A 14,964-nucleotide genomic window follows, 5' to 3' on the forward strand; every position below is an offset into this window, starting at 1 on the left:
ACGACGGGCGCCGGGCTCACTTCTTCTTTTGCTTTGCGAGCCCTTCGAGAATCTGAAGGAACCGCTGGCACTTCTTGCCGACCTCGAGTCCGTAGGCCGCACGACCGTTGCAGAGCTTCTCGGCGCGCTCCATGGCCACGGCGTCGCCCTTGATCGCGCGCGACGCGACCTCTTCGGCGTCCGGCGCGATGCCCTCTTTGTAGGCCGTCTCCTTTTCGAGCTCCTTCGAGGCGAGGGCCTTTTTGAGGTCCTCGGAGATCTCCGGCACGTCGGCCCACGCCGCCGTGGAGCGCGCCGCGCCGCGCGCGTACGCGAGCCAGATGCGGCCCTTCGCCTTCGTGTCGCCGCACGGCATCTCGGACTCTTTGGCCAGGAGGTCCGCGACGACGAGCTTCCCCTCCGCGGCGCGCTCGAGCTTCTCGGCGGCGCCCTTCGCGGTCGCCTTGTCCTCCGCGGAGAGCTTGCCCGACTCGACCGCCTTCGCGAGCGCGTCGCACGAGGCCTCGTACCGCTCACGCGCCCGCCGCTCTTCGCAGACCTTTTTCTTCTCGTCGATCCGCGCGAAATGCTCGGGCAGCGCGTGGCGCTTCTCTTCCTCGTCGATGTCCGTGATCGCGCACGGGTCGGTCGCGGCCGTGATGCGCGCGTCGAGCTTCTGACGTGCGGCGGCGATGCGGCGCTCGCGGATCATGAAGGCGCCCGCGACCGAGCAGATGGCGAAGATCAAGAACACGAGCGAGACACGAAAGAGCTGCCGCCGTTGCAGGTGCCGATGGACGAGCCGGCTCCGATCGATGAGCTCTCCGGCCTTCTCCATGGCCTCTTCCCAGGCCTCGAGCTCGGCCGCGAGCACCTTCAGCGGGCCCACGAGCGCGCGCTCGCGCGAGAAACGGCGCGCGACGTTCGTGAGCGTCTGCGCGGCGCTCTTGCGCTTGGGATCGACCTCCATCGTGGCGCCCGCGAGGCCCGTGAGCAGGCCTCCGACGGAGACGGCGTACTGATCAAAGACGCTCTGCGCTTCGACACGCGCGCGCTCGAGCTGCTGGAGCTGGCCCATGTAGCCGGCCCACGGGAGGATCGCCTCGACGTCGCGGGGCTTCAGGCCGAGCCGCTTCGCCGTGACCGCGACGGCCGAGGTGAGCGCGGCGAGGAGGTTTTCGTGCGAGACCTCCGCGAGGCCCTGCGGGACGCGCACCTCGCGAAAACACTCGAACGCCCTGTACGTCGGGGCGAGCGCCAATTCGCTCAGCGTGTTGCCGAAGTCGAGTCGTGCGGCGGTCAAGGGCTCCCTCGCGGTTCGCGGGAGACCGGATGGTACGGGGGTTCGAGACGCCGCGCAACGACGCGTTCGTCCCGCGAAGCCAAGGGTCTACCCCTCCGCGTACGGCCCTTGTACCATCCGCGCCGATGCTGCCCCGAACGATCGCGCCCCTCGCGGGTTTCGCCCTCTCGATCGCCCTCACGTCGCTCGTCGGATGCGACGAAAAGAAGCCCGACGCCGCGGCCCCGAAGCCGAGCGCCGCGCCTGTCGCCTCCGCCGCACCGGCACAAGCGCCCACGCCCGCGCCCACGCCGAGCGCCGCGGAGCCTGCGCCGCCGCCGAAGAAAAAGGACGTCGTGTGCTCGAAGGACGCGGGCATCACGTTCGCGGATCCGAAGTTCGAGGCGGTCGTGCGCGTGCAGGCGCAGAAGCCCGAGGGCGCGTTGACGAAGGCGGACCTCGGCAAAGCGAAGACGCTGAACCTGACCGAGGCGAAGCTCGACGAGCTCGACCCGTGCATCTTCCCGCTGTTCACGTCGGTGAAGGGCCTCTACCTGCCGCCGGGGAAGATCGACGATCTCAGCCCGCTGAAGACGCTCACGACGATCGAGTCGCTGCGCATCGCGGCCACGCAGGTCAAAGACCTCACGCCGCTCGCGGGCCTCGCGAAGCTCGATCGGCTCGATATCGGCCGGACGCCGGTCAAAGATCTCACGCCGCTCTCAGGGTTGACGAGCTTGACGGAGCTGCAGATCGACGAGACCGAGGTGACGGATCTGACGCCGCTCTCCAAGCTGACGAAGCTCGAGATGCTGCAGATGAAGCGCACGCGCGTGACCGATCTCGCGCCGCTGAAGGAGCTCAAGAGCCTGAAGAACCTGCACATCGCAGGCTCGGCCGTGAGCGGTCAGGCCGTGATGCTAGGGATCCCGGGGCTCAAGGTGCACGACGAGTGAGCGGCTCTAATTGACCTTGACGACCGGCGCGCCGAGGGCAGCACGCGTCGTGCCGGTCTCCGCGTGGACCACGCGGATCTCGCGCTGCGGGTGGGGCACGTCGATGCCCCGCTCGCGATACGCCTCGAAGATCGCGCGATAAAGGCCGAGGAGCGTCTGCTCGTACTCGGGGACGGGCACCCACGGGCGCACGGAGACCGTGAGCGCGGAATCGCCGACCTTGCGAATGCCGACGAGCGGCGCGGGCTCTTTCAGGACGCGCGGGTCGGCGAGGACGGTCTCCGTCGCGACGTCGATCGCTTTGCCGATATCGGAGGCATACGCAATGCCGATCTCGATGTCGAGCTGGCGCTTCATCCCGTAGTTATGCAGGATTTCCCCGGCGATCTGGCGGTTCGGGATGACGATCAGCGATTGATCGGTGTGGCGCAGGGTGGTCGAGAACAACGTGATGTCGACGACCTCGCCGTGCTCCTTGAGGACGTCGATGTATTCGCCTACCCTGAAGGGCTTGAGGAAAAAGATGGTCATGCCCGCGATGAGGTTCGAGAGCACGCCCTGCATCGCGAGGCCAATGCCGACGCCGGCGACGCCGAGGCCGGCGATGAGCGAGGCGACGGGGACGCCGATCTTCTCCGCGGCGATGACGATCGTGGCGCCCACGACGACGAACCGAAGCAGGCGGACGATGAGGCTCCGGAGCGCGACGTCGATCGTGGTCTTCTTTTCGAGCCACGTGTCGAGCATGCGGGTGAGGTATCCCGCAGCCTTGAGCCCGACGAGGACGATGAGGGACGCGCCGAGGATCTGAAACCCGTACCGCACCCCGAATTCGACGAGCGTGGTCTTCAGGCTCGTGAGGGTCGCGCTGACGTGGTTCATCGTTTCCTGCATGGTGGCGATGGTCGCACCGCGGCCGCGGGAACGTCAACGCGCTCCGGAGGAGGGGGTGTGCTCTCTCGCGCGCGGGTGGCTACACGTCCCCCGACGTCACCGCGTGGTCCCAGTACATCACGCCGCCCTCCTTCCATGTGACGAAGCGGACCCAGCCGTCCTGGGAGACGACGATCACGAGCGCGCCGTGGATGTGCTGGCAAAGGCGATAGGCAGAGCGGTGCCTCGTCCCGACGGTCTCCGTCGGCTCGAGCGAAAAACGCGTCCCTTCGATGTCCAGCGCCCGCCTCACCGACGGCACCTCGGACAAATCCCCGCCGATCTCGCAGCCGAACCCGAGCAGCTCGAGGCGCCTCGTCAATACGACGGCTCCATCCACGTCCGCGAGGCCCGCGATCAGGGTCGAGAGCTCGGAGACGGCTTCGTCGAGGCTCACGAGGTGCGGGTCGGTGCTGGACTCGTAGATGTCCCAGCCGACCGACGCCGAGGGCGGGGCCCACGTCTTGCTGCGCCCGGCGAGCGCGTCCATGGTCGCGAGGATCAACGTGCGATAACGACGCCGCGGCTCTCCCTCGCAAAACTCGTATTTGATGCGGAGCAGGCCCGCCGTCGCGCCCACCTCGCCCGGCGGCAGGATGACCAGCGTGCCGCCGTGGTGCGCCCGGCGAATCGTGGTGATGAGGCGCTTCAGCATTTGCCAGGTGATGAGCCGCGTCACTTCCGGATCGAGCTCCGCGCCGGGGACGCGCGCGAGGGGCCGGGCCTCCTCGTGCAGCGCCGCGAGCTCGGCGTGCACCTCCTCGAATCCCTCGGAGAGCCAGCGCGCCTCGAAGACGTCCATCGCCGGCCCCATGAGCCTGCCGCCCTGCAGCTCGCCCAGCGTGATCGACCCCCTCGCCACCGCGAGTTGCCCCGGTCCCGACGCGCGAATGACGAGCGCCCACGGCGGCAGGCTCGACCACGAGCCCCGCCCGCCTTGCGCCGCGTGGAGCCAGCGGGGACCCGAATGCAGGATGCCCCATATCTCGAATCCGCCACGGCCGTCCTCGCGCACGCCGATGAGCGCGCGGTGGTATTTGATGGCCGGCGACAGCCGCCGCAGCTCGTGCGCGTCGAGCGAGCGGGCGTGCGTGAACACCAGGCGGTGCAGCCCCCAGGGTGGGCCGGCTTCGGCCGGATACCCCTCGGCGTCCCCGAGGATCAAGCGGAACGTGACCGGCCGCTCCTCCTCGCGGAGCAGGCTCGCCTGATAACAGATCGAGAGAAGCTCCTCGAGCGCCTCCTGCCCCGGGAGCCGTGAACTCCCGACCGCTGCCACCTCATCCCATCGCTCACGCACGAGCCTGGCGAGCTGGGGTGGATAGGAATGCAGCACAATCGATCGTAAGGCCCGCGGGACGTCCTCCCAAGGGGGCACGCGCCGCGACGGCCGCCTCAGCGTGCGGCCGGTCGCCGAGATCCCTCGCCGTCGAACGGGAGCCGCATCGTGAACGACGTCCCGCGCTCGGGGGCGCTCACGACGTCGACGCTCCCGCCGTGGGCCTCCGCGACGCCGCGGACGACGGCGAGCCCGAGCCCCCAGCCGCCCGGCGACGCGCGCTCGTGGCGTGCGCGGGTGAAGGGCTCGAACAGCGTGGCATGCTCGGCCGCGGGGATCGGCGGGCCCTCGTTGTGGACCTCCACCTCGACGCGGTCCGGCAGCGATCGCACCGTGAAACGCACCGGGTCCGCCGATCCGTATTTGAGCGCATTCAACGCGAGGTTCCAGAAGGCTCGCCGGAGCTCCTCACAACCAAAACACCCCGTCGTGGGCCCTTCGGGCGGGACGACGACGAAACGATCGCCGTGCTGCTGGGAGAGCTCGGCCACGACGTCTCGCACGATATCGAGGATATCGCAGCGTTCGCGTGTAATCGAGAGGCGCTCGCCAGCCTGGACGCGCTGCGCGTCGAGCAGGTCGCTCACCATGCGCTCGCTGCGGTCCAGGCTCCGGAGGACGGTCGACATCCAGCGTTTGGACCTGGGGTCTTCGGTCGAGCGGTCCGCCATTTGCGCGGCCACGCGCGCTGCAGAGAGGGGGCCGCGGAGGTCGTGCACGAGGATCGACGAGAGGACGTCCCGCATCCGCTGCTCTTCGTGCAGCGCCTTGATTCGATCCTCCAGCATGTTGTAGAGTTCCACGTTCTCGATGAGGAGCGCGAGGTGCTCGGCGATCGCCTCGATGCGCCGCTTTTCCCGCGCGGAGAAAGGCCGCTGCTCGCGCATGCCGACGTACATCACGCCGAGGAGCCTGTGCTGAAGGGGGATGCGGACCCCGAGGAGCGCATGGATGCCGCTATGGCGGAGTTTGTCGGTCACGTCGAGCTCGGTCGTCTCGGCGTCGAGGAGGGTCGTCGTCTCCTCGCGCGACGCGATCTTCCCGGCAAACGAGGAGGGCGTGAGCGAGCGGGCGTAACGCGTGAGGCGCTCGTCGGCGAGCCCCGCGGATGCGGTCATCACGAGCTTTTCGGTCCTGGGCTCGCGAAGCAGGATGGCCGCCGTCGCGGCCCTGAGCGCCTCCATGACGATCGGCATGGCGGCGTCGAGCCGCTCGGCCAGGGTCGGGGACCTGCGGAGCGCGTCGGACGGTTCGCCCGTGAACGCCTGCCGTATCAGCCGGAAAAACCGCTTCTCCGACTGCGCGTCGTCGAGGAGGTGCCGGACGAACATGTCGGACACGAGCACCGCCGACGCATGCACGACCTCGAGAATCCTGTCGACCTCCAGCGCGTCGCACCGCTCCTCGGGCGGCACAGCCGCCCACGCCTGGAAGATGCAGCGGCCGAGAAGCGTGAACTCGCTCTGGAGCTCGGCGAGATCGAAGCCGTGGCGGAGGCGGGAAGCGACGTGGCTCTCCACGAGCTCGAGCTGGCGGCCGCTCGGCGTATGCCCATCCGGCTCGACGAGGGCCGCGAGGTACAGCGGCATGATGTTCATCAACTCGGGCCGCGAAAGCCCACGCGCGGACGCCGTTTTCTGCGCTTCCTCGGCCCACCGTTCGAGGATACGGTCGCCCTGCGCCTCGATGATGTGCTTGATCGTCGACACGACCCCCCCTCCAGCGCGACACAGATAGCATATGTCGTGCGAGGACGTTCGCTGCCGAGCCCGCTCGCGCGGGCGCCCCCACGTCCGAGCGAGGCACTTCAGGGTAGCGGAGGATCACCTTCGCTGACGAAGTCCGTATCGGTGAAGCTCTTCATGAAAGCAATGAGATCCGCCTTCTCCTCCGCCGTGATGACGAACCCCTTCACGAGCGGATTCTTGTTCGGGTTTTGATTGCCGATGCCCGCGAAGGGCCCGTCGGGGAGGGTGCGTCCGCCTGCGGCATAGTGCTCCACCACGTCTTCGAGCGTCGCGATGCTGCCATCGTGCATGTAGGGCGCCGTCAGCTCCACATTCCGCAGGGAGGGGACCCGGAACTTTCCCTTGTCGCGGGGATCCCCGGTGAACTCGAACAACCCTTCCCCGCCGGGCGGATACGCGCCGTCCGCGCCGAGGTTGTAGAGCCCCGTGTTGTGGAAGTCCATCTCCTGGTGCTTCGTGTCGGCGTTCCTGTAGGCGGTCGTGAAATTCACGCCGCTATGGCAATGGTAACACTCCATGCGCTCGGAGAAGAACAGATCCATTCCCCGGAGAGCGGATTCGGTCATCGCGTCCGCCTTGCCGCCATACGTGTACTGGTCGTACGGCGCACGGCCCGAAAAGAGCGTTCGCTCGTAGGAAGCAAGGGCCTTCGCGATGTTCGCGAAGCCGATCGGCGCCGCTTCCTCCGGGAACGCAGCCGCGAAGGCTTTGACGTAGTCGCCGTCCTCTTTCAATCGACCGAGAACGATCGCCTCGTTGCCCGTGACCCCGAGCTCCACGGGGACCTCGCCGAACAAGGGCACGAGGGCCTGCGCTTCGAGCGTCGTCAGCGTGGGATTGCCCCAGGTGAGCTGCGGGAACCAGGCGACGTTGGCCAATCCCATCGCGTTCCGCGGCACGAGGTCGCCCGTGGAGCCCGTGGGCTTGGCTTTCCCATCCGCGAATCCCTTCGCCCGATCGTGGCACGACGAGCACGACATCGTCCCATTGCCGGAGAGCCGCGCGTCGAAGAAGAGCCTTCGTCCGAGCGCGACCTTCTCCGCGCTCATGGGGTTGTCGGGAGGGACCCAAGGGTCGGCAAAGCCGGGAGGCAAACCGAAGTCGTAGCTCGGCGGCGGCGGCGCCTCCGGCTCCCCTCCGCAGGACGCCACCAGGAGCGCCGCGACGAGACCCGACCTCACTCCACGCGCACGCGTTGCGCCCCCACGTGACATACGTTGCAAGCTCCGGAGATGGTGGGAAATGGCATGAACGCCGTGCCGCCGGCCCCAGGCGCCCGGACGAACGGGAAGAGCGATTCGTCCGGGAAAGGCAATGGCTCGGTGGTGAAGAAGTTGCCGTTGTCGTCGATCTCGACCGCAATCACGAGATCGCCTTGGCCATTCGGCGCCGTGCGCAGCTCCACGGTTCCGCCGGCGAGAGGCACGCCCGCCGGTCCGATCGCTGTGCCGGCGGCCGTGAAGCGCCCTTTCCCCGGGCCGTGCGCCTGGTGGCAGTTCATGCAGTTCAGGCCCATGTTGTGGCTCCGCGCCTCCCCGTGGGCGCTGATGTTGTCCACATCGAGCGCCGGATCCCGGACGAACTGCGGATCCCCGGGAACGGGGACATCTTCGGGATCCTCGTCCGCGGGGCCACACGCGGCGAGCGGCACGAGGAGCAAACCAGCAAACCAGATCGATGCGATACGCGCTTTCACGTCGCCTCACTCCACCCGGAACGCGGTCTGCTTGCCGCTGCCCGACGTCTGTCCCTCGAAGGGCATGCCGAGCGCCTCGAAGACCGGCGGGCATTCGGGATCCCCTGCGAACGACATGCAGCCCGAGATGCTATCCGCCATGGGATCGATCTGGAGATCGAGATCCGAGCCGGCATAAAACGAGGCGACGTCGAACACGATGGTCTTCGTGGCCGGATCGAATCCATCGAGGCGAATCTCCGCGTGGTTCGACGCCGCGCAGGAGAAGCCGTCCTTGACGGTCCCCTCGCACGACGTGGAGCCGAGGTGGAAGAAGTACGTGGGGTTCGCCGTCGTGCGAAGTTCGAGCCGCACGAACTTGTAGCCTCCTTTCCACGACCACCACATCCCCGGAATGTTGAGCGGCGCCGGCGCCGTGGCCGCGTCGAGGTGGTTCAGCTCCGGCGGCAGGCCGACGTCGAAGACGACGCCGACGTATTCGCCGGGCGCGACGTCACCGACGATCTCGGTGCGTTTCTCGGGGCTGCCCGTCGCGCAAGTCGCCGTCCCATCTTCGAAATCCAGGAATGCGATGTTGTCGCGCTGCCAGCGTCCGTCCTGCTCCAGCGCGAGCGGCACCTCCGCCCCGTCGGCACGGAGGAGGCGCACATCATGCACGTACATCCGGAAATCGAGCGGGCTCACCGTGGATTTCGTGGTGCCGAGGCCCTCGAACGTGGTGGCGCACGCGAAGGGCTCGTTGCCCACTTTGGCGGCGAACTGGAGCGCGACCGTCTGCGGGCTCTCGTCCGCCTCGCCGCCACAAGCGGTCAACGCCACGAAAGAGATCACGCCGAGCGCGGCGCGGCGGATCGGGAGTCGATGCATGAATCACCTCTTCGAGCCGGGAGTTTATGCGGCTGAAGTGGGATGGGAACGCGACATGTTGTCGCACCGCGATGTGCAGCCCGCGCCGCGGATCCCTCGCTCCCGCGGAACGGCGTCGATCCCCCTCGAATCACAGATACTTCACATCCGGCACCGTCGTCGCCGGAGGCGCTGTCGTCGGGGGCGCTGTCTTCACCGCCGGCGCCGTCGCTTTCGGCTCCGCCGAAGGCTTTCGCAAGGGCGGCGGCGCCGCCGTCGCGGAGGGCGCGGCCGTCGGCGGCGTATCCTGCATCGGCGGAAGTACCGTGCCCATCGGCGAGACCTGCGGCACGCCCGACCGCGAGGGCGACGGGTTCGCCGGCGTGGCCGGTTCGGCGACCGGAACCACCGGCGACGGCGTGTTCGTCGTCGAGGACGATGGCAACACGACGATCGCGCCCGTCGCTCCGAACACGAGCACGGCCGCGACCGCGAGGAGCAGAATCCGCCGCTTTCCGCGAGATCGGGGCTTTCCAACCCCTTTGAGCTCGAGCGCGACCGCGGCCAGCGTCGGATCCTCGCGCGGAGGCCCGTACGGCGCGATCGCCGCGGCAAACTCGCGGACATCGGAGAAACGGTCCTCGGGGTTTTTCTCGAGCGCCCGCATCACGGCGTCGGCGAGCGGGCGCGGAATCTCCGGGCAACGTTTGCCGATGGGGACGGGTTTTTCCGTCAGAATGGCGGCGAGGATGCCGGTCGCGCTCTCGTGGGTGAACGGCAGCTCGCCGGAGAGCAATTCGTAGAGCACCACGCCGAGCGACCAGATGTCGGCGCGCGCGTCGACGTTCTTCACGGAGCGCACCTGCTCGGGGGACATGTAGAGCGGCGTGCCGAACGCGGACGCCGTCGTGGTCATCGACGCATTGATGTCGCCCGTGAGCTTCGAGATGCCGAAATCGAGGACCTTCACCGTGCGGTGGGCGCCCGTCTCGCAGAGAAAGAGGTTCGCCGGCTTGAGGTCGCGGTGGACGATGCCCATCCGGTGCGCCTCGGCCATCGCCGCGCACGCCTGGAGGATGTATCCAACGGCCTCGCGGAAAGGGATCTTCGTGCGTTCGTCGAGCTCGTCGCCGAGCTCCCGCCCGCGCAAGAGCTCCATCACCATGAAGGGGCTGCCGTCCGAGAGCGCGTCGACGTCGAGGATGCGCGCGACGTGCGGCCCCTGGAGCCGCGCGACGGCCCGCGCCTCGCGCTCGAAGCGCGCCGTGATCTCGCCCATCGAGCGGATCTCCGGCAAGAGCAGCTTCAGCGCGACGCGCTGGCCGAGGCGCTGGTGCTCGGCTTCGAGGACGACGCCCATGCCGCCTCGCCCGAGCGCACGGACGACCGTGTACTTGTCCGCGAGGACATCCCCAGGCGAGGGCAGAATTTCGGCATTGCTCTCGGGCACGACAAACGAGAGTACCCCCGGCCGGCCGCAAATGGCCAGAGGGATCTCGGCTACGGCGGGGCCACGCGCAGGAGGAAGCCATCCGCAGCGCCCTCGGATTTCAGCTTCTCCGCGCCGACGTCGAGCTCACCCAGGAACCAGCCCGCGAGCAGCGCAAAGCCGTGCGCCGGGGCCGCGACGCCCGTGGCGAACGCTTTGTCCGAGCTCGGGAAGACCTTTCCCCATCGAGGTTTGCCGTCGCGCTCGAGGATCGCGACGAACGCGTGGTCGGTGCCCAGCGCCGTGGCGGGCGCGCTCGCGCCGAACGCCGAGCCGAGGGAGATCTCGCCGCTGACCACGACGGATTCGTCCGCGGCGATGGCCACATTCTCCCCGACGCCGTCAACGTTGCCGCCGAAGCGCTTCGCCCATGCGAGCTTTCCGCTCGTGTCGAAGGCCCCGACGATCCCCGGCTCCTCGGCGACATCGAACACCTGGCCGTCGATCCGGGTGTCGTTCGTGATCCGGCCGGCGAACGCGACGCGGTCGCCTCGCACCGCGAGATCCTGGACGCGATCGGTCGCGGCCCCGCTGAGGGTCTGTATCCAGCGCAGGCCGCCCTCCGCGTCGAAGCTCGTGACGAACGCGTCGGAGCCCGTGGCCTTGATGGGCATCGCCGGCATGGGCAGGCCGAAATCCACCGTGCCCTCGAAATAACCGGCGACATAGACGTTTCCTGCCGCGTCCACGCCGGCGCCGGTTGCGCTGTCGTTGCCAGGCCCGCCGAGCGACTTCGCCCAGCGGACCGAGCCGGAGGGCGTGAGGCTCAGCGCGAAAAGATCGCTTTCGCCGACAGCCGTGAGCGTCTTGCTCCCGATCGCCGCGGTCCCGCTGAATCCGCCGACCACGTAGATGGTTCCGTCCGCGCCCACGGCGATTGCAGTCGGAACGTCCGTGAGGGTGCCACCGAAGCGGACCGACCATTCGAGTTTGCCCCAGTTCGTGAACTTGAGGATGGCGACGTCCCGCCCGCCGGCGTTGACGAGCGGGCCGCCGCCGAAATCGACGGTCTCCTGGAACTGGGCGATGACGTACATGGCGCCCTTGCCGTCGATCGCTGCCCGGGTCACGTCTTCGTCGAGCGATCCGCCAAACGAGGCCGACCAGCGGTGATGGCCTCCCTGGGCGTACGAGGCAATGTAGATGTCGGTTCCTCCCTTGGACGTCAAATCTTTGCCGCCGAGGTTGATCGTGCCGTCGAAATGACCGGTGACGACGAGGGTGCCGTCGTCGCCCAAAGCGAGGTGGCGCGCCATCTGAAAGCCGGGGCCGCCGAGCTTCTTTTGCCACGCGGGCGGAATGCCCGCCTCGGGGCCGCATTCGGCGTCGTTTTCGCAGTCGATGGGATCGACCGTGGCGCTCTGGCACGTGCCGTCGACGCAGGTCTGGGCCTCGGGGCAAAGCACGCCGGCGCATGCCTGGCTCAAGCGCACGGGGACCCGGAAGGAATTGTGAGACACGAATCGCATCGCCCGGCGCGCCACGATGCAGCCCGGTCCGTAGGCGGGCGCGACACAAGCCGCGTCGACGGACGCGCCGAGGCTGCCGACGACCTTGAAAGCAAAAGGCGCCTCCCGCTCACCCTCGGGCGGGAGGAGCACGATCGTCCCGATTTCGCCGCTGGTTTCGCAGAGGGACGTGGTCGTACCGTACGGGCGGGTCTCGATCTCGCCGAGGAGCCCAGCCGTGACGCCCGTGCTGTCGAGGTCACCACAGGAGCTATTCGTCGAGATTTCCACGAAAGCCTCGGTCGGTTCGAGGCAGCCGAGAGGAGCCGCGAAAAGCAGAGCGGTGAGCCCCGCGCAAAGTTGCCCGGAATGCTTGACCATAGAGGTTCACGATATCCTGGATCGTAATCGTGATGGAACAAATCGCGGCGAGGATCGTATCATCGGCCGATGATGTCTCCTTATCGTCCCAGGTCCCGAGGATTGACCTTCCCCATCGCCGCTGGCCTCGCGCTGCTCGCCGCCACCACGCCGGCCCGCGGCGCGGATCCTTGCGGCTTTCCCGAGGAGTGTGCGTCGGGCTTTTGCGTCGGCGGCGTCTGCTGCGACACGGCTTGCAACGGTCTCTGCGAGGCCTGTACGGCCGCGGCCAAAGGAGGCGGCGAGGACGGGAGTTGCGGGCCGGCAAAGGCAGAGACGGTTTGCAAGAAGGCGTACTGCGACGACGCGCTTTCGTTCGTCTCCGCCTCGCTCTGCGACGCCGCGGGCACCTGCGTCGACCCCGCGACCCCACCGAAATCGTGCCTGAACAACGATCCTTGCAAAATCGATCTGTGTGGCGACACGGGTTGCGAGGTGGTGGTCAAGTCCGACGGAACGGAATGCGGCGGCGGAATGGCATGCCTGGATGGCGTGTGCTCCGGCGGAGCCGCGTCGAGCAGCAGCAGCAGCAGCGCAAGCGGAGGCGCGGGCGGTAGCGGCAGCGGCAGCGGTGGCGCGGGCGGCGGCGGCAGCGGCGGCGCAGGCGGCAGCGGCGGCGCAGGCGGCAGCGGCGGCGCAGGCGGGGATCCCTATCCGCCGATTCACGATACTGGCTGCGGCTGTCGCCTCACGGAGACCTCGCCCCTCGGAGGCGCCGCCGCGCTCGTGATGGCCACGCTCGCGCTCCTCGGACGAACCCGCAAGACGACGCAGCGCCGTCGCTGATTAGAACCGAAACAACGCCGCGCCCCCGCCCCCGACCGCCTCGGTCGTGAGCTGCCCGGGTGCGATCGTGCCCGTATGCGGCGCCCGCTCCGTGAACGCCGCGACCGTGACCGCGGCGCCCGCCGCCGCAACCGCGCCGAGTCCCGTCCAGAACCACCAGCGCGTCACGACCGACTTCCCCTCCAGCGTCGCCGTCACCGCCTTGTAGCCGCCGGCCGGGACCAGGGCCGAGGTCTCGTACACACGGAAATCCGGGTGGCGCACGGTGATGCGGTGCGTGCCTTTGGCGACGTTGACGTCGACGGGCGCGACGCCGATCCGCTTGCCGTCGACGAGCACCTCGGCCGACGGCGCCGACGCGCGCACCGTGAGCACGCCCGTGGTGGCGCGGGAGTAGAGGTCGAACCGCACGGTTTGCTCGGCGCCTCCTTCGAGCGTGACCGTCTTCTTCGCGCCGAAATATCCCTCCGCGTCGATCTCGATCTCGGCCGGCCCCGCGACGAGCTTCAGTGGCGCGGCGAGCGGCGATTTCCCGACGACCACGTTTCGCACGACGATCCGCGCGCCCTCGACGTTCGTCTGGATGTCGAGCGTGGAGACGCGCTGGCGCAGCTCGGCGATAAGCGTGGGCAGCCGCGGCACGCGCGCCTTGAGGTCGGGCGGCGCCGCGGCGTCGAAGGCCGTGAGCTTCTCGAGCGCCTCGGGAAAACGGTTCAGCGCTTCGAGCGCGCGGCCCATGTTGTAGAGCAGCGCCGGGTTCTTCGTGATCGCGTAGGCCTCGCCGTACGCGGCGAGCGCGTCCTCGTACCGGAGCAGCTCCATCGCCTGATCGCCGGCCTTCTTGCGCTCGGCGGCGCGCGCCTGCGGATCGTCTGCGGGGGTTGCGCCTTGGGCCTGGGGATCGGCGCGCAGCATCGACGGCGAGAGGGAGACCGCGGTGGACAGCGCGATGACGAGCGTGGTTCGCAGGGCTTTTTGGCGAGGTGAACGCACGGGACGATCCTCCGCGCTTGCGGCGCTCGCAACAGAATACGCGGGGGGCGCGAGGTGGGAAGAGGCTCCCCTCACCCGAGCGGCGTTTCGAACCTCGAAACGATCGCGTCGACGAGCCGCTCCGCAGCGCCCTCGCTCCAGCGGAAATACAGGCTCGGCTCGGTCAGCTCGAGCTCGATGAGCTGGAGCGCGCCGTCATCGCTGCGCACGAGATCGACCCGGGCATAGAGCAGCGGTTTGCCCACGGCCGCGAAGGCGGCGCGGGCGACGGCGAGCGCCTCGGCCTCGATCGGCGCCGCCGAGACGCGGCTCTGAAACTCTGGCTGCGAGCGGAAGTCGCCGGCGCACGGCACCTTCCGGACCGCGTGGCTCGCCTCGCCGTCGAAGAACACGACGCTGAGCTCCCCCTCCGATTCGATCGAGCGCAGGTACGGCTGCACCATCACCTCGCCGGACGCCGTGAGCGACGCCGCGTGCGCCTCCGCCTCGTTCGGGTTCGTCCGCGCGTCGATCCGCAGCGCGCCCACCGAGCCCGCCGAGACCGCCGGCTTGATCACGACCTCGGACCAACCACGCGACGTGATGCGCGCTGCGAGGCCGACGGCGCCTTCGCACCGCGCGAGCCAGAGCGTCGGGATCACGGACACGCCGGCCGCTTCGAGCGAGCGCAGGTAGGACTTGTGCGTGTTTTCGCGGATGACGTCGGGACCGTTCCAGAGCGGCACGCGCGCGTGGGTCCGCTCGGCCCACGCGACAAACGCCTCCCTGCGGCCGGGCCCGTCCCAGTAATCCCACGGGTTACGAAGCAGCGCGAGATCGGCCTCGTCCCAGGGCGCGGACGGATCATCCCACACGAAGCAACGGTAAGAGATCCCTCGCGCTTCGAGGGCCTCGCAAAGCCGCGCGTCGTCGACGTCGAGCTTCGGCAGACGGGCGCACGTGGCGATCGCCAAGCGGGGTCGGTTCATGTCGCCTTCTTGCCTCAAAGCCGGCCGCGAGGCGAGCGGCGCGGGCGCGGCACCCCGTCCGGTGTCATCCTCGGCGCCCCC

The 14,964-nt window shown here is 68.6% G+C and carries 13 protein-coding genes; 2 read left to right on the plus strand and 11 right to left on the minus strand.

Annotated features, from left to right (window positions below):
• Nucleotides 1-16: 16 nt before the first annotated feature.
• On the minus strand, nt 17-1,282 hold the full coding sequence (locus POL67_RS42360; RefSeq protein WP_271926821.1) for a hypothetical protein: 1,266 nt from the start codon (nt 1,280-1,282) through the stop codon (nt 17-19).
• A gap of 125 nt (nt 1,283-1,407) precedes the next feature.
• Here POL67_RS42360 and POL67_RS42365 point away from each other — a divergent pair, with 125 nt between their 5' ends.
• Complete coding sequence (locus tag POL67_RS42365; protein WP_271926822.1) at nt 1,408-2,217, plus strand: leucine-rich repeat domain-containing protein; 810 nt, start codon at nt 1,408-1,410, stop codon at nt 2,215-2,217.
• A 6-nt stretch (nt 2,218-2,223) separates the two neighbouring features.
• On the opposite strand, the gene POL67_RS42370 is transcribed toward POL67_RS42365, so the two are convergent.
• The 8 genes from POL67_RS42370 to POL67_RS42405 form a co-directional block, all read right to left on the minus strand.
• Nucleotides 2,224-3,111, minus strand: a complete 888-nt coding sequence (locus tag POL67_RS42370; RefSeq protein ID WP_271926823.1) for a mechanosensitive ion channel family protein — start codon at nt 3,109-3,111, stop codon at nt 2,224-2,226.
• A gap of 79 nt (nt 3,112-3,190) precedes the next feature.
• Nucleotides 3,191-4,486: a putative sensor domain DACNV-containing protein gene (locus POL67_RS42375; RefSeq protein ID WP_271926824.1), complete on the minus strand. Its 1,296-nt coding sequence runs from the start codon at nt 4,484-4,486 to the stop codon at nt 3,191-3,193.
• Between the two features lie 59 nt (nt 4,487-4,545).
• A complete protein-coding gene (locus POL67_RS42380; RefSeq protein WP_271926825.1) occupies nt 4,546-6,198 on the minus strand; it encodes a sensor histidine kinase in 1,653 nt (550 codons plus the stop codon).
• 98 nt (nt 6,199-6,296) lie between these two features.
• Nucleotides 6,297-7,418 (minus strand): methanobactin export MATE transporter MbnM, encoded by a 1,122-nt coding sequence (locus POL67_RS42385; protein WP_271926827.1) that lies wholly within the window; start codon nt 7,416-7,418, stop codon nt 6,297-6,299.
• Entirely contained in the window at nt 7,415-7,933 is a 519-nt protein-coding gene (locus tag POL67_RS42390) for a hypothetical protein (protein ID WP_271926829.1), read from the minus strand. Before POL67_RS42390 ends, POL67_RS42385 begins: the two co-directional genes overlap by 4 nt.
• Nucleotides 7,934-7,939: 6 nt before the next feature.
• The gene (locus tag POL67_RS42395; RefSeq protein ID WP_271926830.1) at nt 7,940-8,800 is read right to left on the minus strand and encodes an MbnP family copper-binding protein; all 861 of its coding nucleotides are present in this window, start codon (nt 8,798-8,800) and stop codon (nt 7,940-7,942) included.
• 130 nt (nt 8,801-8,930) lie between these two features.
• Entirely contained in the window at nt 8,931-10,229 is a 1,299-nt protein-coding gene (locus POL67_RS42400; RefSeq protein WP_271926831.1) for a serine/threonine-protein kinase, read from the minus strand.
• Between the two features lie 50 nt (nt 10,230-10,279).
• Nucleotides 10,280-12,007 carry a hypothetical protein gene (locus tag POL67_RS42405; RefSeq protein WP_271926832.1) on the minus strand — a complete coding sequence of 576 codons (1,728 nt, stop codon included), beginning with the start codon at nt 12,005-12,007 and terminating at the stop codon, nt 10,280-10,282.
• 192 nt (nt 12,008-12,199) lie between these two features.
• Between POL67_RS42405 and POL67_RS42410 the strand changes: the two genes are divergently transcribed.
• Nucleotides 12,200-12,922: an MYXO-CTERM sorting domain-containing protein gene (locus tag POL67_RS42410; protein ID WP_271926833.1), complete on the plus strand. Its 723-nt coding sequence runs from the start codon at nt 12,200-12,202 to the stop codon at nt 12,920-12,922.
• Here POL67_RS42410 and POL67_RS42415 read toward each other — a convergent pair whose 3' ends face one another.
• A complete protein-coding gene (locus POL67_RS42415; protein WP_271926834.1) occupies nt 12,923-13,915 on the minus strand; it encodes a PEGA domain-containing protein in 993 nt (330 codons plus the stop codon).
• A 71-nt stretch (nt 13,916-13,986) separates the two neighbouring features.
• Nucleotides 13,987-14,883, minus strand: a complete 897-nt coding sequence (locus tag POL67_RS42420) for an ATP-grasp domain-containing protein (RefSeq protein ID WP_271926835.1) — start codon at nt 14,881-14,883, stop codon at nt 13,987-13,989.
• Nucleotides 14,884-14,964 lie beyond the last annotated feature (81 nt).

The sequence above is a fragment of the Polyangium mundeleinium genome (assembly GCF_028369105.1).
Lineage (GTDB): Bacteria > Myxococcota_A > Polyangia > Polyangiales > Polyangiaceae > Polyangium > Polyangium mundeleinium.

Bases quoted from the DNA above. Each gene is read 5' to 3' on its own strand.
- POL67_RS42365 (WP_271926822.1), top strand. From the start codon at position 1,408: ATGCTGCCCCGAACGATCGCGCCCCTCGCGGGTTTCGCCCTCTCGATC.
- POL67_RS42370 (WP_271926823.1), bottom strand. From the start codon at position 3,111: ATGCAGGAAACGATGAACCACGTCAGCGCGACCCTCACGAGCCTGAAG.
- POL67_RS42420 (WP_271926835.1), bottom strand. From the start codon at position 14,883: ATGAACCGACCCCGCTTGGCGATCGCCACGTGCGCCCGTCTGCCGAAG.
- POL67_RS42395 (WP_271926830.1), bottom strand. From the start codon at position 8,800: ATGCATCGACTCCCGATCCGCCGCGCCGCGCTCGGCGTGATCTCTTTC.